Source organism: Arthrobacter sp. PAMC25284 (genome assembly GCF_019443425.1).
In the GTDB taxonomy this organism is placed as follows: domain Bacteria; phylum Actinomycetota; class Actinomycetes; order Actinomycetales; family Micrococcaceae; genus Arthrobacter; species Arthrobacter oryzae_A.
Map to the genome: position 1 here is coordinate 3,276,585 of NZ_CP080382.1, position 18,784 is coordinate 3,295,368.

The following is an 18,784-nucleotide window of genomic DNA, read 5'->3' on the forward strand; positions in this document are numbered from 1 at the left end:
CGTTGGCCGCACGGTGCCCACGGCTAGCTGCGGAAGTTCACGAACTGCAGGTCGGCTTCGTCGAAGCCCTTCAGCAGCGTCATCGTTTCCTGCAGGTCATCACGGGACTTGGACGTCACCCGCAGTTCGTCGCCCTGAATCTGGGATTTGACGGACTTGGGGGCCTCGTCCCGGATGAGCTTGTTGATTTTCTTGGCGAGGTCCTGGGCGATGCCCTCTTTGATGGTGGCCTCCAGCCGGAATTCCTTGCCGGAAGCGTACGGCTCGCCCGTATCGAGTGACTTCAACGAGATGCCACGGCGGATCAGCTTGGACTGCAGGACGTCCAGAACGGCGAGAACACGCTCCTCGGAATTGGCCTTCATCAGGATCTTCTCGCCGCTGAAGTCAACCTCGGCGCCGACGCCCTTGAAGTCATAACGCTGGACCAGTTCCTTCTGCGCCTGGTTCAGTGCGTTCGCGACCTCCTGCTTGTCTACCTTGCTGACGACGTCGAACGTGGATTCGCCTGCCATGACTGTCCTCCTGATGATTAGTGGGGGCCTTCTAAACGGCCGTGATGTCTGCCATCCAGCCTAGTACGGATGCTCCGGAAGTGAAGGCCGCACGGGAGTCCCGATTCACAGGTCGCGCAAAGGCAGGCCAAGGTGGAAACGAAGCTTGGCCGGTCAGGATTGCAGAAGTCGGAAGAGTCGCCCGAAAGGTACAGCACATGAGTAAAAAAGCCATCCGTTACGTCACCCGTTCCACTGCCGCAGCCGCCGGCGGCATCGCCGCGGTGGCGACCTCCATGGCCGCGGCCGCGCTGGCTGCCTCCATCATTCTGAGCCCGGCAGCTGACGCCTCGGTCCGCATGGTCGGTGTCCACGCGGATCTGGCCCGCGCAGTGCAACTGAACGAGGTCACGGAAGAGCAGGCTGCCCGGTTTGAAGCGAGGATTGCCGGCAGCATCATCGGAGAAGCCTGAAATTCCGGGGTTTCTGAGCCCCTGAAGCGCCGATTCGATTCTTCGGCCGAAGTTCTGTAAAGTTGTCTTGCCCGCGGTTACTGGAAGCGGAACAGGCCGAAAATGTCCGTTCCGAACACAGAGGCCGCGAGTGATCTTCTTTTGAAGTTCGGCAGATTACCCGAGCGGCCAAAGGGGGCTGACTGTAAATCAGCTGGCAACGCCTACGGGGGTTCGAATCCCTCATCTGCCACCACGGGAAAACCCCGGAACCATTGGTTCCGGGGTTTTTCTTTGACATTTTCGACCGGTCATAGAGACCGGGACCGGGGCCGCGGACGGGCGCTTCGCCTTCGGAGTCGGCTGCCGTGGCCGGGTGCGCGTGGCGTCCGGGCGCCGTGGAGCCTGGGGAGTATGGTTGGGCCGTTCACGTTGAACGTCGGCTGTGGGGAGCTGGTAACAGGTAGAAGGAGCGCTCTTGAAATCGTTCGCATGCGGAGATGTCGTACCCGGTTGTGAAGCCCGCTGGGTCTGCAGCACCGAAGATGAACTGCTGGCCAGTGTCGGGACGCATGCCGCCTCCGCCCATGGCCTCACCGAGGTGTCACCGGAACTGGTGGACTCGGTCCGCCGCGCCATCGTTACGGTTTGATACCCACGGCAGGCGGTCCGCATCCCGAACCCGGGGCATCAGCCGCTCCGGATTGGGAGGCCCAGCTGGCGGCCGCCTGCCGCGGCGAAGGCCTTGCCGCGGCTTACCAGCCGATCGTTGACACGGCCCGCGGTACGGTGGTCGGCTTCGAGGCGCTCGCCCGTTTCCCAGGTTATGCCGAGAAGAATCCGGAAACCTGGTTCGCCACGGCCAGGACTTATGGCAAGTCCGAGCAGCTGGAGGCTGCCGCGCTGCGGACTGCGCTCGCGGAGCGGCCCAACCTGCCGGTCAACAGCTTCATGACGCTCAACGTGTCCCCGGACCTGCTGGCCACGGAGAGCATTCGCGAGGTGTGGCGCAACGCCGGGAACCTCGGCGGGCTCGTCATTGAGCTGACTGAGCAGGCGCCCATCGAGTCCTACGTGGAGCTGGAACCGGACCTCAACCAACTTCGCGCCGCAGGGGCGATGATCGCCGTCGACGACGCCGGAGCCGGCTACGCCGGGCTGCGGCATCTTCTCACTCTGCGGCCGGCCCTGATCAAGATCGACCGCGCGCTGGTCCAGGACGTGGACCGGGACGAAGCCAAACGCGCGTTGATCAGCATGATGGGCACGTTCGCCAGCCGGGTCGACGCCTGGATCCTCGCCGAGGGTGTCGAACGCGTCGAAGAGCTGGATGCCCTCGTGTCCCTGGGAGTGCCACTGGTGCAGGGGTATTGCCTGGCCCGGCCCGGACCGCCGTGGGCCACCCTGGACTTCGACCTTGCCCATCGCCTTGCCTCGAAGCAGCCTGTCACCCATAAAACCGTCCTCCGGGACGTCGTGGAAGCCGCCACCACAGTCACCAGCCTGGACCTGGCCGTGCAGGCGTTCCAGAATCCGGGGCTGGAGTACGCGGTGCTGATTGGCGACCATCTGCGCCCGGTTTCGCTGCTCAGCCACGATGCGGCGGCCTTGGGCATCGTGGATCCGGGAATGCGGGCGAACCTCGATACGCCGCTGGCGGAAGCGCTGGCCCGCGCCATGACGCGGGAGAAGGCCAGCCGCTTCGAACCCTTGCTGGTTACCGACAACGCGGGCCGGTTCTCCGGCGTCGCCCGTCTGGAACGGATCATCACCGCGATCACGGCGGACGGATAGCTCCGGCCTCAGCCGTCCAGGAGCCGTACGGTGGCGGAATCGGGCCGGCCGTCGAAGAAGCCCGCCAGGACGTCGCTGAACGCCGGCTCGTCCGGGTCCGCCCGATGGAAGAGTGTCATGGACGAATGCAACTTGAGCGCGTCGATGCCGCCGAAGATTTGCTCCGGCGCGTACCCGGTGTGCCCGGCCACGATGCCGGCGCATTCAACCAGCCGCGGGCCCAGCACCGGGTGCCGCAGGTAGGCCCGTGCCTCGGCCAGGGAAGCGATGGCAAAACGCCGTGACGTGGCGCTGTGCCCCAGCCCGGCGACCTGCGGGAAGATGAACCACATCCAGTGGCCGCGTTTCGATCCGGCACGGAGTTCTTCGATGGCCCGCAGGTAGGTACCGCCGGAATCCTGGGCGGTCTCGAACCGGTCAAGCCCGTAGCCTGTGCCGTTCATCATCCGTCAATGCTATTGCGGCGGGCCGGGCGAGTGAAGTGATATCTCCGGCTGGACGTCCCGGCGCCTCCGGCAGTGCCGGGTCCCGTTTCAGGCCTCTTCACGGGCCTGAAACGTCCCTGCGTTGACCTTTCGCAGCGGCGGTCCTCAGCTATGGTGTCCGGGTGATCATCAGCGAAGGACCGTGGACATCGCCGGCGGCACACGCCGTCGGATTCGAACTCGTGCGACTGCCTTTGCCGGTACTGGCGGCGCTCGCCGACGGCAACCTGGACGCGGCACGTGCGGCAACCCCACTCGGGCTCACGCCGTACCTTGTCAGTGCCGAGTGCGTCGGCGTCTGGCGCATCCGAAGGGACCAGATTGCCAGCAGCCCGGACGACGCGGCGTGGGTGACTCGGCTGGTTCTCGAGCGGGCATCCGGCCGGGTGGTGGGCCGTGCCGGGTACCACGGACCGCCGGACGGGAACGGGATGGTCGAAGTCGGCTATTCGATCGACCCCGCCCAGCGCCGCCGGGGATACGCCCGCGGTTCCCTCGTGATCCTGCTGGACGTGGCGAAGGCCCACCCGGATGTCAGGATCGTTCGAGCGACAGTGAGCCCGGGCAACCTGCCCTCCCGAGCGCTCCTGGACCAGTACGGATTCCAGCCCGTGGGCGAACAGTGGGATGACGAGGACGGTCTGGAAATCATCCTCGAATTGCCGTGCCCGTGATCCTCGCCCGCAGACCCCGCGTTGCTCTTGGCCGCGGCGGCCCCGGGGGCTGTCGTCGGCTACCGCACTAGCCGCACGGTCCGGACCGGCACGCTGGCGAGCTCTGCAGTCGACCGGGTCCCGTCCGCAGTGAAACCGTGCTTCCGGTAGAAGGCGGACGCCCGGGGGTTGTTCTCCGCGATCCACAGGTAAGCCCCACTGCCGCCGACCGCGGCCTCCAGGAGCAGCTGGCCGGCGCCGGTTCCATAGTGGCTGGCGAGTACATAGATTCCCATAAGCTCCAGCGGCCGGGGACCGTCAGGGTCCCGCCCGGCACCTGAGGAGGCCCATCCGACCACCACCTCCGCATCGCACGCGACCCATACGCTGGTCGCCGCCGCGGCGAGGATGCCCCGCCATCTGCGCTGCCGTGCATCCAGTTCCAGCCCGGCCAGGGTTTCAGCAGGCAGCAGGTGGGCGTAGCTCTCCCGCCATGCCTGCAGATGGACCCGGGCAATAGCGGCGGCATCCCCAATGCCGGCCGGGCGGACGATGAGTTCATGCGTCATCCCATCAGGCTATTCCAGTGGAATTCTTGGCGTCGTTGTTACTGGCGGGTAACATGATTTTCATGCATCTGCTGCTGCGCACCCTTGTCCTGCTGTTCACGGCCTCCCGACGGCCACCGCTGAGTATCTGGGATACCTCCTCGCTGCCGCTGCGGGTCCTGCCGACGGACATCGATATCGCGATGCATGTTAACAACGGCATGTACTTCTCGCTCATGGATCTTGGCCGTTTCGATCTCATGGCGCGCAGCGGCACCTGGAAGGCCATGCGCCGCCGCGATTGGAGCCCTGTGGCCGCAGGGGAGACCATCGCCTTCCGCCGCTCCCTGCAGCTATGGCAGCGGTACACCATCGAAACGAAGATCATCGGCCTCGATGAGAAGGCCATCTATTTCGAGCAGCGCATGGTGGTCGACGGCGAGATTTACGCCCGTGCCCACATCGCTACCCGGCTGGTCAGCAAGGGAAAGCCGGTCAGCCAGGAGGACATCCTGCGCGAATTCGGCCAGCCCCCGGCGGATCTGGAACTGCCCGAATGGATTCACGAATGGCGCGAGACCAACGCTCTGCCCGGTGCCCGCCGTCCCGCCCCGCACATCTGGGCCTGACCGGCACGCCAAAGTACGACGCCGGCGGCCGCCTCAGGTCCCGACGTCGCGCCCGTTCAGCGCCAGGGCGCTGAGCGCTGCGAGCGCTGCTGCGAGAACCCACAGCCAGCCGGCCGCGGCCCAGTCGGGACCGTCCGTCAGGGGATTGGTGCCGTACGCCCAGTGATACGGCGAGAGATTCAGCAGCCATTCGACGTCGGGGCTCTGACGGCCCACCGCGTTGAAAACATAGGCCACGACGCCGACGCCGGCACCGCATGCCAGCCCCACCGTCCTCCGCCCGGAGACGGCCCCGCCCAGCAGTGCCGCCGTGCCGGTGAGCAGGGCGAGTCCGGCGAAGATCACCGAGGCCCCAAAGAGGTTTCCGACCATGATTCCCAGCCCGGCGGAATCATTCAGCAGCATGATCAGGACAAAGACGAGGGCCGTCAGCAGGACCACCCGCCCGGCGAGGGCCAGAGTCCGCTCCAGGACCACCTGAATCCTCGTCACGCCGTGCGCCAGGGTCAGTTCGAGCTGCCCGGATTCTTCGTCGCCTCCGACGGCGGCCGCTCCCCAGGCCACAGATGCGGCGGTCATTAGCGCGAAGCCGATCAACCCAAAGATCGTGGCCTGGGTGTACCCCGGGCCGGACGTGATCTCCTCGTAGTTGAGGGCCTTGATCATCCCGGACGGCAGGGCTTTGAGCATTTCCCCCATCTGGGCGCTGCCACCGATCGACGGGTACAGCGGAAGGTAGAGCATGATGGCGGCCGCGAGCCCCGCCGCCCACCCCAGGGTGGCGCGCCATGAGTCCATGAACGCGCGGGTGAACAGCGGCAGTTTCGTCATTGTCCGCCTCCGTTGCCGCGGATGGTGCCGTACAACTCCAGGACGGATTCCTCGAGGTCGGGCTCGGCAAGGACCAGTTCCTTGAGCTCCAGCGTGGCCAGTACCTGGAGCAGCGGCTGGATCGGGCCGGCCAGGGTCGCCGAGAGTTCGACGTCGTCGCCGGCCGGCAGCACCTCAATGCTGCCGATGCCCCGCACCCGGCCCAGCAGCGCGCCGGCGTCGGAGGCTGAGATCCTGGCCGCGGTGAACCGCACGTGCCGCACCGCACCCTCGCGCAGACTGTCCACCGATGCGACGGTGATGATCCGGCCGTCGCGGAGGATCGCAACCTGGTCGGCGGCCTGCTGGATCTCGCTGAGCACATGTGAACTGAGGAAAATGGTCTGCCCATTCGCCTGCCCCTCCCGGACCATGGCGAGGAACTCCTGCTGGACCAGGGGATCCAGACCGCTCGTCGGCTCGTCCAGGACAAGGAGTTCGGGATCGTGCATAAAGGCCTGGACGAGGCCGAGCTTCTGCCGATTGCCCTTGGACAACTTGCGCGTGGTGCGGTCCAGGTCAAGACCGAGTCGTTCGGCCAGACCCTCGATCCGGCCGGGCTTGACCGGGCCACTGATGTATTCATAGTGCGCCAGCAGCTTGCGGCCCGTGATGCGCCCCTCCAGGAACAACTCGCCCGGCAGGTAGCCGATCCGCCGTCGCAGCGCCGGCCCGGCGGTCCGCGGGTCCTCGCCCAGCAGTTTCGCCGAGCCGGACGTGGGCCGGATGATGTCCAACAGGCACCGCATCAGGGTTGTCTTCCCCGCGCCGTTGGGCCCGATGACGCCGAATACCGCCCCCTCCGCAATGCCGAAGCTGACATCGTGCAGGGCTTCGACCCGGCCAAATTTTTTGGTCAGGGATTCGACGGTGACCGCTTGGCTCATTCCGGACCCTGGGCTGGATTCATGGTTATGATCCTAGGATGGCCCTACCCGCACGCCTAGGGGCGCAAGGCCCGGCGGGTGTGCCCAGAGCGAAAAGCGCGGGACATCGGCAAGCCCCTCACGTACCGTTAACGGATGGCTACCGTAGACATCACAGGTGAACAGTTCGCATCCACCATTGAGAACAACGACATCGTGCTCGTTGACTTCTGGGCCGAATGGTGCGGCCCGTGCAAGCAGTTCGGACCAACGTATTCCGCCGTCTCCGAGAAGTACCAGGACGTCGTCTTCACCAAGGTCGACACCGAGGTCGAGCAACAGCTCGCCGCTGAAGCCGGTATCACCTCGATTCCGACCCTGATGGCCTTCCGCGAAAAGGTGCTGGTGTTTTCCCAGCCCGGTGCACTGAACGCCCAGCAGCTTGAAGAGGTCGTCGGCGCCGTCAAGGCCCTGGACATGGACGAGGTGCACGCCCACGTGGCGCGCTCGCAGGCCGAGGCGGCCGCAGCCGCGAACCAGCCGTCGGCCAACCGTACCCCCGCTGACCAGCAGGACGGGTCCCAGATCCCGGACTTCTAATCCTCACTTAAACTCCAACGCGGGGTCACTTCCCGCCCATGATTCTTCGGATGACGGGCGGGAAGTGGCCCCGCGTTGAGCGTTTAAGGCCGCTCTTGCGGACTCTTAGCGGCTCAGAGCTTTTCGAGCTTTACCGGCTCGGCCAGCAGGGCGCTCAGGGACTCGTTGAGGTCCTGGACCGCGGTCCCCTTGGAGTGCTTGTCCAGGTCTTCCTGGGAAGCCCACTGCTCGGTCAGGACGAGGCGGTCCTCGGTGGCTTCGGTCAGTTCATAACGGATGCAACCGGGCTCGTTCACCACTTCGTCGATGGCAATTTCGAGGGCGAGCTTCACGCGGAAGAATTCGCCCTCATTCGGGATGAAGGTGGCCTGGAGATCAATGGGAGTGCTCATGGTTTTTACCCTACCGGCCCGGTGCGTTGTCCCCGGGATTCCCGCCGCAGATGTCATAGGACATCCAAGCGTTACCCTTCTCTTGCCGCCCGAGTGTTGGTAGCGTCACAGGATGCTTGCGTATACAGCCGGGGACACTGACGTTCCACTGCTTGAGGAAACCATCGGGGATAACTTCGAGGCGGTGGTGGCACGGTTCCCGTACCACGATGCCTTGATCGAGGCCGCGGCGGTCCCCGGCGAAGAGGCCCGCCGGTGGAGCTACACCAAGCTGAACGACGACGTCGACCGTCTCGCCCGCGCGCTGCTCGCGCTCGGGATAGAGGCCGGGGAACGGGTCGGCATCTGGAGCCCAAACTGCGCGGAATGGACCATTCTGCAGTACGCGACGGCGAAGATCGGCGCCATCCTGGTCAACGTCAACCCCGCCTACCGCAGCCACGAGCTGGAATTCGTAGTCAACCAAAGCGGCATGCGGATGCTGGTCTCGGCGCCCTCGGACAAAAACAGCGACTACACCTCGATGGCCCGCCAGGCGCTCGCCGTGTGCCCGGAGCTGCGCGAACTGGTTTTCCTTCCGGATGCCGGACTGTCTGAACTGACCGCCGGAGACCCCGAAACGGACGCGGAGCGAAGCTACGCGGAGCTGCTCAAGCGGGCCGACGACGTCGGGCATGCGGCGTTGAAGGCGCGGATGGCCGGACTGGACCGGCACGATGCGATCAACCTGCAGTACACCTCCGGCACCACCGGCTTTCCCAAGGGCGCCACCCTGACCCACCACAACATCCTCAACAACGGCTACTCGATCGGCGGGCAGCTCGGCTACACGGAACACGACCGGGTGGTCATCCCGGTGCCGTTCTACCACTGCTTCGGCATGGTGATCGGCAACCTGGCCGCCTTAAGCCGCGGCGCCGCCACCATCATCCCCGGCCGCGGCTTCACCCCCGCGGCGGCGCTGGAAGCGGTCCAGGACTTCGGCGGCACCTCCCTCTACGGCGTGCCGACCATGTTCATTGCCGAACTGTCGCATCCCGAGTTCGCCTCCTACGACCTCTCCACCCTGCGCACCGGGGTGATGGCCGGCTCGCTGTGCCCCATCGAGGTGATGAGCCGGGTGGTGACGGAAATGCACATGACCGATGTTGCCATCTGCTACGGCATGACCGAAACCTCGCCGGTGTCCACGATGACCCGCAGCACCGACACCCTGGCCCAGCGCACCGAGACGGTGGGCCGGACCATGCCGCAGCTCGAAAGCCGGATTGTGGACCCGGCGACAGGCGCGGTGCTGGACTGCGGTGCGATCGGTGAGCTGTGCACCCGGGGGTATGCGGTGATGAAGGGCTACTGGAATCAGCCGGACAAAACAGCAGAGGCGGTCGACGCCGAGGGCTGGATGCACACCGGGGACCTGGCCCGGATGGACGCGGACGGCTATGTGGTGGTGGAGGGCCGGATCAAGGACATCGTGATCCGCGGCGGCGAGAACGTCTATCCCCGCGAAATTGAGGAGTTCCTCTACACCCATCCCGATATACAGGATGTGCAGGTGATCGGTGTTCCGGACGAACGCTACGGGGAGGAGCTTATGGCCTGCGTGATCCTCAAGCCCGGTTCCGCGGCACTGGACGCCGAGGGACTGGCCGAGTTCTGCCGCGGTAAGCTGGCGCACTATAAAATCCCGCGCTACGTGGACGTTCGGGAGAGCTTCCCCATGACCGTCTCCGGCAAGATCCGCAAGGTGCAGATGCGCCAGGAAGCGGCGGCCCGGCTGGGTCTCTAGCAGGGTTCCCTACAGCAACGCGGGGTCACTTTTCGCCCATGATTGGGCCCGGGATGGGCGAAAAGCGACCCCGCGTTACCTTGGTGGGGCGGGTCAGTGGCGGCGGTGGTCCTGGATCGTGATGCGCGGGCCGAAGACGGGTTTGCGGAAACCGCTGAGCCCGAGCATCCGCACCACCCGCTGCCGGTGACCGGCCCACGGCGCCAGCAACCGGAGCATGCCGGCATCGTCTGTCCGGCGTCCCGTCAGAGCCGCGCCGACGTACGCCGCAAGATGGTAGTCGCCCACGGAGATCGAGTCCGGGCAGCCATGCGTGCGCTGCACAACCTCCGCCGCGGTCCAGACACCGATCCCCGGGATGGTCTGCATTTTCGTGGCGGCCTCTGTGGCCGGCAGCACGGCGAGCCGTTCGAGTGCGACGGCGGAACGCAGCGCCCGCATGATCGTCGCCGAGCGCTGGGGGCCCACACCGGCCTTGTGCCACTCCCAGGACGGGATCCGCAGCCACTGCTCCGGCGTGGGCTGGACCATCAGGTTCGCAGGAGCAAACGTGCCCGCGCCCGGAGCGGGCGTTCCGTATCTGTAAGTCAGGTAGCGGTAGCCGCGGCGGGCCTCGATCACGGTGACCTTCTGCTCGAGGACTGCCGGGACCAACGCGTCGATCATGCGCCCGCTGGCGGGAAGCCGCAGGTTGCGGTGCCGGCGCCGGGCGTCCGTGACGAGGCGGGGGAGCGTGGTGTGAAATGCGGTTTCATCGAAGGCGGACCAGTCGTCATCCCGGCCGAGCAGCCGCGGGACCGAGGCTGCGGCGTCGGCGGCCCCCGGTCCCCACGCCTGGACATCGACGACCTGCGCACCAACGGCCGGCTCATCGACGGCCGTACCCGGACGGGGACCCAACCCGGTGCCCGCACCGGCCGCCGTAAGCCGCAGTGAGGCCGGACCTTCCGGCGTCGTGAATGCCATCCACATGCCGCCAGGGGCTGGCTGGAACGTGGGATCGCCTTGACCGCGAGGGAGCGTCCCGATGGTCTGCAGCAGGTCGAACGGAGCGCCGGGCCGCCACTGCAATGAGGCGTCCGCGGCGGCGGCAAGGCCGGCGGGGACGTCTGCAATGCTCATCCGTCCATGGTCCCACGTCCTCCGGAGCGGTGCCCGATCCGTCTGCCGATACCATGGGCCGAAGGGCACTAAATTCCGGATCGGCCCGCGACTACACTCTGGTTGTGGCGCGGACCGCCCGTGCCGCGGATTCCCGCCATACATTATGGATTGTCAGGTGAGCGCGATGGCTCCAGCAGTAGTGCACTTCGAAATTCCCGCCGACGACGAAGACCGCGCGGCAAAGTTCTACAGTTCAGCTTTTGACTGGGGGGTGCAGCCCATGCCGGAACTGAGCTACACCATGATCACGACTACGCCGAAGGATGACTCCGGTATGCCTACCGTGCCCGGCGCCATCAACGGGGGCATGTTCCGCCGTCAGGGCCCGGTTGTGTCGCCGGTGGTCACGGTGGCTGTCGACGATATTGATGAGGCGCTCGGCCGGATCGAGTCCCTTGGCGGCAGCACCGTAAGTCCCCGGCAAAAGGTCGGCAGCATGGGCTGGTCCGCGTATTTCAAGGACACCGAAGGGAACATCGTCGGCCTGTGGCAGAACGCCGAGCCCGAGACTGGAGCGGACACGGCGAACCGGAACGATATTGGGGCCTGACCCCAGCAGCGGCGAGTGTCGGCGACCCGCAGCGGGCGTCGGCACACCCGCTGCGGCACCGTCTCTTCGCCCAAGACGGTAACTTTGTATCTATGAAGTACGCCCAGTCCATTCTGGACCTCATCGGCCACACGCCGCTCGTCAAACTCAACCACGTCACCGAAGGCATCGAGGCCACCATCCTGGTGAAACTCGAATACCTGAACCCCGGCGGTTCCATCAAGGACCGCATCGCGGCGAAGATGATCGACGAGGCCGAACGGACCGGCAAACTCCTGCCCGGCGGAACCATCGTGGAACCCACCTCCGGCAATACCGGCGTCGGCCTGGCCCTCGTCGCCCAGCAAAAGGGCTACCGCTGCGTCTTCGTTGTGCCGGACAAGGTCGGCGAGGACAAACGCGCCGTCCTGCGCGCCTACGGTGCCGAAGTCGTTGTCACCGCAACGTCCGTCCCGCCGGACAGCCCGCAAAGCTACTACGGCGTCTCCGACCGGCTGGTCACCGAGATCCCCGGCGCGTACAAGCCGGACCAGTTCTCCAACCCGGCCGCGCCGGCCAGCCACTATGAATCCACCGGTCCGGAGATCTGGCAGGACACCGACGGCAGGATCACCCACTGCGTGATCGGTGCCGGCACCGGCGGCACCATCACCGGCACCGGCCGGTACCTGAAGGAAGTCTCGGCCGGGCGCCCGGAAGCCGACGGCGGCGTGGTCAGGATCATCGGTGCGGATCCCGCAGGCTCCGTCTATTCCGGCGGCACGGGGCGGCCCTACTTCGTCGAAGGCGTCGGCGAGGACATGTGGCCGGCCAACTACGACAAAGCCGTCCCGGATGCCGTCATCGCCGTCAGTGACGCCGACTCCTTCGCGATGACGCGCCGGCTGGCCCGCGAAGAGGGCCTGCTCGTCGGCGGCTCCTCCGGAATGGCCGTCGTCGCGGCCCTCGAGACCGCACGGGACCTTCCCGCCGACGCCGTCGTAGTGGTCATCCTGCCCGATTCCGGCCGCGGCTATCTTGGCAAGATCTTCAACGATCAGTGGATGCGTTCCTACGGCTTCCTGGCAGGCGACGACGAAGCGACCGTCGGGGAGATCATCAAGGCCAAGAACGGCGAACTCCCCGAACTTGTCCATGTTCACCCGAACGAGACCATCCGCGACGTCATCGACATCATGAACGAGTTCGGTGTCTCGCACATCCCGGTGCTCTCCCAGGAGCCGCCGGTCGTGATGGGCGAAGTCCTTGGATCCGTCGACGAGCGCACCCTGACCGCGAAGCTCTTCCGCGGCGAGGCAAAACTTGCCGACAAAGTCGCCGAGCACATGGGCGCCCGGCTGCCGGTGATCGGTTCGCTCGAATCCATCTCCGCGGCCCGTGAGCTGCTCTCCGAAGACGACACCCTGATGGTGACGTTCGTCGGTGCCCCGGTGGGGATCCTGACCCGCCACGATCTGCTCAACTACCTCAGCAACTGACCACAGCAACCGACCCGGAGCCCGGGCCTGCCCGTCGCGGCAGGCCCGGTCACCGGCCGAAAGGACCGCACATGTCTTTGCCAGAAAACCAGTCCGCGCAGAACACCGGCTTTAACACCCGCGCCGTGCATGCCGGCCAGGCGTTCGAGCCGCGCACCGGCGCCGTGGTCCCGCCCGTGCACTTCTCCACCACATACGCCCAGGAAGCGATCGGGGTTCTGCGCGCCGGCTACGAATACGGCCGGGGCACCAACCCCACCCGCGACTCACTGCAGGAGCAGTTGGCGGCCCTTGAAGGCGGCTCGGCCGCGTTCTCCTTCAGCTCCGGGCTGGCCGCCGAGGATTCGATGATCCGGGCCCTGACCCGGCCGGGGGACCACATTGTGCTCGGCAACGACGCTTATGGCGGAACATACCGGCTGATCAGCCGGGTGCTGGGCGACTGGGGCATCAGCAACACCCCGGTGGACATGTCCGATCTTGACGCTGTGGCCGCCGCCGTCGCCACTGGAGGCCCCGACGGCGGCGCCACCCGCCTCGTCTGGGTGGAGACGCCGTCGAACCCGATGATGAAGATCACCGACATCGCTGCGCTGGCCACGGTGGCGCACGACGCCGGCGCGCTCCTCGTGGTGGACAACACCTTTGCCTCGCCGTACCTGCAGACCCCGCTCGCCCTCGGCGCCGACATCGTTGTGCACTCCACGACAAAATACATCGGCGGGCACTCCGACGTCGTGGGCGGCGCGATCATCGTCAACGACCCGGACCTGGCCGAGAAGATCGGCTTCGTGCAGTTCGCGGTCGGCGCCATCTCCGGCCCGATGGACGCCTTCCTGACCACCCGCGGCCTGAAGACCCTCGGGGTCCGGATGGACCGCCACAGCGACAACGCCCAGGCCGTGGCCGAATGGCTGCTGACCCGCCCCGAAGTGGAAGCCGTGCTGTACCCGGGGCCTGCCCTCGCACCCCGGCCACGAGCTGGCAAAAAAGCAGATGAAGAAGTTCGGCGGCATGATCTCCGTGCAGTTCAAGGGCGGCGAGGCGGCGGCACGCCAGGTGGCCGAGTCAACCTCCGTCTTCACCCTGGCCGAGTCCCTGGGCGGCATTGAATCGCTGATGAACTACCCCTCGGAGATGACCCACGCCTCCGTCAAAGGCACCGAACTGGCTGTGCCGGTCAATCTGATCCGGCTCTCCTGCGGGATCGAGGACGTCGAGGACCTCATCGCCGACCTCGAGCACGCCCTCTCCACCCTCAAGACAGGCAACTAGCGTCCCGTGACCATCACCAGCACCAGAGCCAGGCCCGATACCATCCGCGGCTGGCTCGCGACGGCGGCCGGCGCTCTCGCCGTCGTCGCCGCGCTTGTGGTGCTGTACTCCTCGTACATTCCGCTCCTGAACGATTTTGAGGTCTACTTCTACGGTGGGAACCGGGTGCTGGAGACGGGGGCGGCCGGCGTCAGCGAGCTCTACGCGCCGCGGGACGGGCTGCCGTTTACCTACCCGCCCTTTGCCGCGCTGCTGTTCGCGGGGCTCGCGGCGCTCGGACGGGATGCCGGGCACCTGATGTTCATCTCGACGGCACTGCTGGGCGCGGCGGTTGTCTCCGCCTGGCTGGCACGGCACTATTTCCGGCTGGGTGCCTGGCGGAACGCCATCGCTGACTGGCGCTTCCGGTCCGTCGCATTGGCCGGCACAGCGGCGATTTTGCTGTTGGGCCCGTGGCGCGACACGTTCGACTTCGGTCAAATCAACATCATCCTGATGGGCCTGATCCTCGCGGACTTCGCGCTGCACGGGAAATCCCGGGCGGGCGAGATCCGTTGGCCGGCGGGGCTGCTGATCGGCATGGCGGCAGGCATCAAGCTGACCCCGCTGGCGTTCGGCCTGTACTTCCTGGTCCGCCGCGATTTCAAGGCCCTCGGCTGGATGGCGGCAGGCTTCTTCGGATCGATCGCCCTGGCCTGGGCCGTGCTGCCCGCTGCATCCCTGACCTTTTGGACCCAGATCCTGCCGGACACCGGGCGGATCGGCGGCCCGGCGTACGTGGACAACCTCTCAATCAAGGGCCTCCTGCTGCATTTGGGCCTGCCGGATTCGTCGCTGACCAGCATTGTGTGGCTGGTGCTGTCGCTGGCACTCGCGGCCGTGGCAGCGCTGGTCATTTCCTGGGCCGTGGCAGCGGACGAGAACTTTGTGGCTGTGTCCGCGACCGCCGTGCTGATGCTGCTGATCAGCCCGGTGTCCTGGTCCCACCATTGGGTGTGGATGGCCGTGGCGCTGCCGTGCATGGGTTTCGCAATCCACCGGGTGCCGTCCAGGGACGGAAAAATGCGGCTCGCAGGCTGGATCATTGTGGCCGCCTCGGCCGTGGCGTTTTACCTGACCCCCAAATTCCTCGCCGTCGCGGCTGGAGCGCAGGAGTGGGGCAAAGACCCGCAGACGCAGTGGCAGCTTATTGTCGCCAGCCTCGGCGTCCTGTGCGGGATGGCCATGCTGGTGTACTGGGCGCTGGCGTACCGGCCGTCCCGGTCCGTGCTGCGCCTGCGGGCTTAGCGGCGCCCGAAGGCCGCTGGGTGTCCGGGCAACTCATCAAGGCCGACGGCGGCTTCTCCTCCTGACGGAGGAACACGCTCCGGCGGACGGGGAACACCCTCCGGCCGTGCGCCGCGGGCCTACACTGGTGCCATGGACACCGCATCAGTGCTCGCCGTCTGCCGCGTACACCAGCTCCTCAGCGTCGAGGGGAGCGTCGGTGTGACCGCGATCGACAAACGTCCCGTGGAAGGCCCCGTCAAGGTCCACAAGCTCGGACTCCACGGCGATATCCAGGCCAGCCGGATTGACCACGGCGGCGAGGACCAGGCGCTCTACGCTTACTCCCAGCACGATGCCGACTACTGGGAAAGTGAGCTTGGCCGCGACCTCCCGCCCGGAATCTTCGGGGAAAACCTGCGGATCGCCGGGATCGACGCCTCGAATGCGATCATCGGTGAACGCTGGAAAATCGGGCTGCAGGTCGAGGTCGAGGTGACCTCGCCGCGCGTTCCGTGTGCCACTTTCCAACGGCATCTCGGCGAGCCGGGCTGGGTCAAGCGCTTTACGGACGCCGGGCGGGTGGGCACTTACCTTCGGGTGGTCCGGACCGGCACTATCCAGGCCGGGGACCACATGCACCGGATCTTCGTCCCCACCCATGGAGTGAGCATCGCCAAGTTCTTCAGCGATCCCACCCTGGCGGACATCGAAGCACTCAAGGACGCCGACGCCGACGGCGAGATCCGCCTCCAGCCCGAGTACCGCGACGAATTCGAGAAGCTGGAGCGCCGGCTCAGCGTATAGCGGGTATCGGGCTCCACCCTGCCGGCCGGAGAGACCTGTGGTCGGGCTCCGGACTTCCCCGCACCGGAATGGTTCCGGAGTCCGTGTGCGCAAGAGTCCGTGTGCGCAAGCTCACCGCCCCCGGCGGCGTCCCGGTTGGCCAGGTCTTGCCCGGATGCCTTACACTTGAAATATCCCCCACTCCGGAAATCCCTTTTTTCTGCCCAATTCTTGAGGCAGGACTGGTAAGTGTTGGGGCCCGCACATGCGATGCGGGCATTTTCATAGGGAGAGCCGGCTAAAGAAAACGCTGTACAGACTGCTGGGATAGCAGCCAAGAGTTGCAGCGGGAAGTCCTGCCACGGGATTGCGAAAGCGCCGGGCTTCTGTGACCGGCCGGTCAACGTACGACCGGCATTATCGGTCACGCGTACTGCGGCTCCGCTCACCTCGGGTTGTGCCGCTTGGCCCCTATGGATGAGGAATATTCACCTATGCCCGAAAATCAGAACAACTCCGTCGACACCGAGACCATCGAAAGCGACGTCGAGACTTCTGAAACGGCTGCAACCGCAGCCGACTCCAGCACCGACACCCCGGTCACCACCGAGGTTGAGGCGCCGTCCGCTGCTGAGGCAGCCCCCGCCGCCGAGGCTCCGGCCAAGTCCGAGGACACCACCAAGTCCGAGGAAACCGAAGATGAGGGCGTCAAGTTCGTTGACCTCGGCATCGACGGCCGCGTCCTGGCCGCACTGCAGGACGTCGGCTACGAGAAGCCGTCCCCGATCCAGGCAGCAACCATTCCGCTGCTGCTCGAAGGCCGCGACGTCGTGGGCCTGGCCCAGACAGGTACCGGTAAGACTGCAGCATTCGCAGTACCGGCGCTGTCCCGGCTCGCCGAGCTCCACGACCTCAACGGTCCTTCCCGCAAGACCCAGGCCCTCGTCCTGGCTCCCACCCGCGAGCTGGCCCTCCAGGTTGCCGAGGCCTTCACCTCCTACGCCAAGCACATCGATGATTTCACCGTCCTGCCGGTCTACGGCGGCTCCGCCTACGGCCCGCAGCTCGCTGGCCTGCGCCGCGGTGCCCAGGTCGTCGTCGGCACCCCCGGCCGCGTGATCGACCACATCTCCAAGGGGTCCCTGGACCTGTCCGAACTCCAGTACCTGGTGCTGGATGAGGCTGACGAGATGCTGCGTATGGGCTTCGCGGAAGACGTCGAGCAGATCTTCCAGCAGACCCCGGCAGGCCGCCAGGTGGCGCTGTTCTCGGCCACGATGCCGAGCCAGATCCGCCGTCTGTCCAAGCAGTACCTGAACAACCCGGCCGAGGTGCAGGTCAAGTCCAAGACCACCACGGGCGCCAACACCCGCCAGCGTTACCTCCAGGTCATGGGCCCGCACAAGCTCGACGCGCTGACCCGTATCCTCGAGGTTGAAGAGTTCGAGGGCGTCATCGCGTTCGTGCGGACCAAAATGGCCACCGAGGACCTCGCCGACAAGCTGCGCTCCCGCGGATTCCAGGCTGCCGCCATCAATGGCGACATCCCGCAGCAGCAGCGCGAGCGGACCGTTGAGGCCCTGCGCGACGGCAAGATCGACATCCTGGTCGCCACCGACGTCGCCGCCCGCGGCCTGGACGTCGAGCGCGTCAGCCACGTGGTCAACTACGACATCCCGCACGACACCGAGTCCTACGTGCACCGCATCGGCCGCACGGGCCGCGCCGGCCGTTCCGGCGACGCGATCCTGTTCATGACGCCTCGGGAGAAGTACCTGCTGCGTTCAATCGAGAAGGCCACCCGCCAGCCCGTCGAGCAGATGCACCTGCCCACGGCCGAGACCGTCAATACGCTGCGCCTGGGCAAGTTTGCCCAGCGCATCACGGAGACGCTCGAGTCCGAGGACGTAGCAGCGTTCCGCGACCTCATCTCCTCCTACGAGGAAGAGCACAACGTGCCGGCCTCGGAGATTGCCGCGGCCCTGGCCGTTATGGCCCAGGGCGGACAGTCGCTCCTGGTCAAGGAACTGCCGGCAGCTCCGGAATTCCAGAAGCGCGAGCGCGCCAAGGACGGCTTCGGCTCCCGCGGCCCGACCCGCACCCTGACTGAGGGCAACGCCACCTACCGGATCGCCGTCGGACGCCGCCAGCGCGTTATGCCGGGGTCCATCGTGGGCGCCATCGCCAACGAGGGCGGCATTTCCTCGGCCCAAATCGGCGGCATTGACATCCGTTCGGACCACTCCCTCGTGGAGCTCCCGGCGGACCTGAGTGCCGACCAGCTCAAGGCGCTGTCCCGCACCCGGATCGGCGGCGAGCTGATCCACCTCGAACTGGACAACGGCCGCAAGCCTTCCGGCGACCGCGGCAGCTACCAGGGCAACCGCGGCGGCGACCGCGGTGGGTTCTCCGGCGGCGGCGACCGTGGCGGCAACTCCGGAGCCGGCAACTTCAAGGGCAATGGCGGGTTCAAGCGCGAATTCCGCAAGACCGACGGCGAGCGGTCCTCCGCAGACCGTGGCGGCCGCTCCTTCAGTGACCGCAACGAGCGTGGCGTGTCCTCGGACCCCCGCAAGCCGCGCACCGAAGGCGGCTTCAAGCCCCGCAACAAGTGGTAACCACTGAGGCCTTCTAGGCCTGCAGCAGGGGACCGGCTTCCGAGCCGGTCCCCTGCTTTTTGCCCTGTCCCGGGC

General features: G+C 66.3%; 19 protein-coding genes, 1 tRNA gene and 1 pseudogene. 14 read left to right on the plus strand and 7 right to left on the minus strand.

Going from position 1 to position 18,784, the window contains the following annotated elements; translation table 11 throughout:
• Positions 1-23: 23 nt before the first annotated feature.
• Positions 24-515, minus strand: coding sequence for a YajQ family cyclic di-GMP-binding protein (locus KY499_RS15155; protein WP_123257005.1), 492 nt, complete (start codon positions 513-515; stop codon positions 24-26).
• A 197-nt stretch (positions 516-712) separates the two neighbouring features.
• Here KY499_RS15155 and KY499_RS15160 point away from each other — a divergent pair, with 197 nt between their 5' ends.
• From KY499_RS15160 to KY499_RS15175, 4 genes are all read left to right on the plus strand, one after another.
• Positions 713-967, plus strand: coding sequence for a hypothetical protein (locus KY499_RS15160; RefSeq protein WP_219885757.1), 255 nt, complete (start codon positions 713-715; stop codon positions 965-967).
• A gap of 150 nt (positions 968-1,117) precedes the next feature.
• Positions 1,118-1,202: transfer RNA gene (locus KY499_RS15165), tRNA-Tyr, on the plus strand.
• Between the two features lie 222 nt (positions 1,203-1,424).
• Positions 1,425-1,598 (plus strand): DUF1059 domain-containing protein, encoded by a 174-nt coding sequence (locus KY499_RS15170; protein ID WP_123257007.1) that lies wholly within the window; start codon positions 1,425-1,427, stop codon positions 1,596-1,598.
• On the plus strand, positions 1,595-2,740 hold the full coding sequence (locus KY499_RS15175) for an EAL domain-containing protein (RefSeq protein WP_219885758.1): 1,146 nt from the start codon (positions 1,595-1,597) through the stop codon (positions 2,738-2,740). Before KY499_RS15170 ends, KY499_RS15175 begins: the two co-directional genes overlap by 4 nt.
• A gap of 8 nt (positions 2,741-2,748) precedes the next feature.
• On the opposite strand, the gene KY499_RS15180 is transcribed toward KY499_RS15175, so the two are convergent.
• On the minus strand, positions 2,749-3,183 hold the full coding sequence (locus KY499_RS15180; RefSeq protein WP_123257009.1) for a DUF1810 domain-containing protein: 435 nt from the start codon (positions 3,181-3,183) through the stop codon (positions 2,749-2,751).
• A gap of 164 nt (positions 3,184-3,347) precedes the next feature.
• Between KY499_RS15180 and KY499_RS15185 the strand changes: the two genes are divergently transcribed.
• Positions 3,348-3,899, plus strand: a complete 552-nt coding sequence (locus tag KY499_RS15185) for a GNAT family N-acetyltransferase (protein WP_219885759.1) — start codon at positions 3,348-3,350, stop codon at positions 3,897-3,899.
• Between the two features lie 59 nt (positions 3,900-3,958).
• On the opposite strand, the gene KY499_RS15190 is transcribed toward KY499_RS15185, so the two are convergent.
• Positions 3,959-4,447, minus strand: a complete 489-nt coding sequence (locus KY499_RS15190; protein WP_123257010.1) for a GNAT family N-acetyltransferase — start codon at positions 4,445-4,447, stop codon at positions 3,959-3,961.
• A gap of 62 nt (positions 4,448-4,509) precedes the next feature.
• Between KY499_RS15190 and KY499_RS15195 the strand changes: the two genes are divergently transcribed.
• Positions 4,510-5,055, plus strand: a complete 546-nt coding sequence (locus KY499_RS15195; RefSeq protein WP_219887041.1) for a thioesterase family protein — start codon at positions 4,510-4,512, stop codon at positions 5,053-5,055.
• A gap of 33 nt (positions 5,056-5,088) precedes the next feature.
• On the opposite strand, the gene KY499_RS15200 is transcribed toward KY499_RS15195, so the two are convergent.
• A complete protein-coding gene (locus KY499_RS15200; RefSeq protein WP_123257011.1) occupies positions 5,089-5,886 on the minus strand; it encodes an ABC transporter permease subunit in 798 nt (265 codons plus the stop codon).
• A complete protein-coding gene (locus KY499_RS15205; RefSeq protein ID WP_219885760.1) occupies positions 5,883-6,812 on the minus strand; it encodes an ABC transporter ATP-binding protein in 930 nt (309 codons plus the stop codon). The genes KY499_RS15200 and KY499_RS15205 overlap by 4 nt, the downstream gene beginning before the upstream one ends.
• 135 nt (positions 6,813-6,947) lie before the next feature.
• Between KY499_RS15205 and KY499_RS15210 the strand changes: the two genes are divergently transcribed.
• Positions 6,948-7,391 (plus strand): co-chaperone YbbN, encoded by a 444-nt coding sequence (locus KY499_RS15210; RefSeq protein WP_123257013.1) that lies wholly within the window; start codon positions 6,948-6,950, stop codon positions 7,389-7,391.
• A gap of 113 nt (positions 7,392-7,504) precedes the next feature.
• Here KY499_RS15210 and KY499_RS15215 read toward each other — a convergent pair whose 3' ends face one another.
• A complete protein-coding gene (locus tag KY499_RS15215; protein ID WP_123257014.1) occupies positions 7,505-7,783 on the minus strand; it encodes a putative quinol monooxygenase in 279 nt (92 codons plus the stop codon).
• Positions 7,784-7,895: 112 nt separating this feature from the next.
• Between KY499_RS15215 and KY499_RS15220 the strand changes: the two genes are divergently transcribed.
• The gene (locus KY499_RS15220) at positions 7,896-9,572 is read left to right on the plus strand and encodes an AMP-binding protein (RefSeq protein ID WP_219885761.1); all 1,677 of its coding nucleotides are present in this window, start codon (positions 7,896-7,898) and stop codon (positions 9,570-9,572) included.
• 93 nt (positions 9,573-9,665) lie between these two features.
• On the opposite strand, the gene KY499_RS15225 is transcribed toward KY499_RS15220, so the two are convergent.
• Positions 9,666-10,694: a DNA-3-methyladenine glycosylase gene (locus tag KY499_RS15225; RefSeq protein WP_123257016.1), complete on the minus strand. Its 1,029-nt coding sequence runs from the start codon at positions 10,692-10,694 to the stop codon at positions 9,666-9,668.
• 166 nt (positions 10,695-10,860) lie between these two features.
• Between KY499_RS15225 and KY499_RS15230 the strand changes: the two genes are divergently transcribed.
• The 6 genes and pseudogenes from KY499_RS15230 (at position 10,861) to KY499_RS15255 (ending at position 18,709) form a co-directional block, all read left to right on the plus strand.
• The gene (locus tag KY499_RS15230) at positions 10,861-11,286 is read left to right on the plus strand and encodes a VOC family protein (protein ID WP_123257017.1); all 426 of its coding nucleotides are present in this window, start codon (positions 10,861-10,863) and stop codon (positions 11,284-11,286) included.
• 92 nt (positions 11,287-11,378) lie between these two features.
• A complete protein-coding gene (locus tag KY499_RS15235) occupies positions 11,379-12,764 on the plus strand; it encodes a cystathionine beta-synthase (protein ID WP_123257018.1) in 1,386 nt (461 codons plus the stop codon).
• A gap of 71 nt (positions 12,765-12,835) precedes the next feature.
• Positions 12,836-14,039, plus strand: a pseudogene (locus KY499_RS15240) (cystathionine gamma-synthase).
• A gap of 6 nt (positions 14,040-14,045) precedes the next feature.
• On the plus strand, positions 14,046-15,326 hold the full coding sequence (locus tag KY499_RS15245) for a glycosyltransferase 87 family protein (RefSeq protein WP_219885762.1): 1,281 nt from the start codon (positions 14,046-14,048) through the stop codon (positions 15,324-15,326).
• A 132-nt stretch (positions 15,327-15,458) separates the two neighbouring features.
• Positions 15,459-16,112 carry an MOSC domain-containing protein gene (locus KY499_RS15250; protein ID WP_219885763.1) on the plus strand — a complete coding sequence of 218 codons (654 nt, stop codon included), beginning with the start codon at positions 15,459-15,461 and terminating at the stop codon, positions 16,110-16,112.
• 473 nt (positions 16,113-16,585) lie between these two features.
• Complete coding sequence (locus KY499_RS15255; protein WP_219885764.1) at positions 16,586-18,709, plus strand: DEAD/DEAH box helicase; 2,124 nt, start codon at positions 16,586-16,588, stop codon at positions 18,707-18,709.
• The last annotated feature ends 75 nt before the right edge of the window (positions 18,710-18,784 follow it).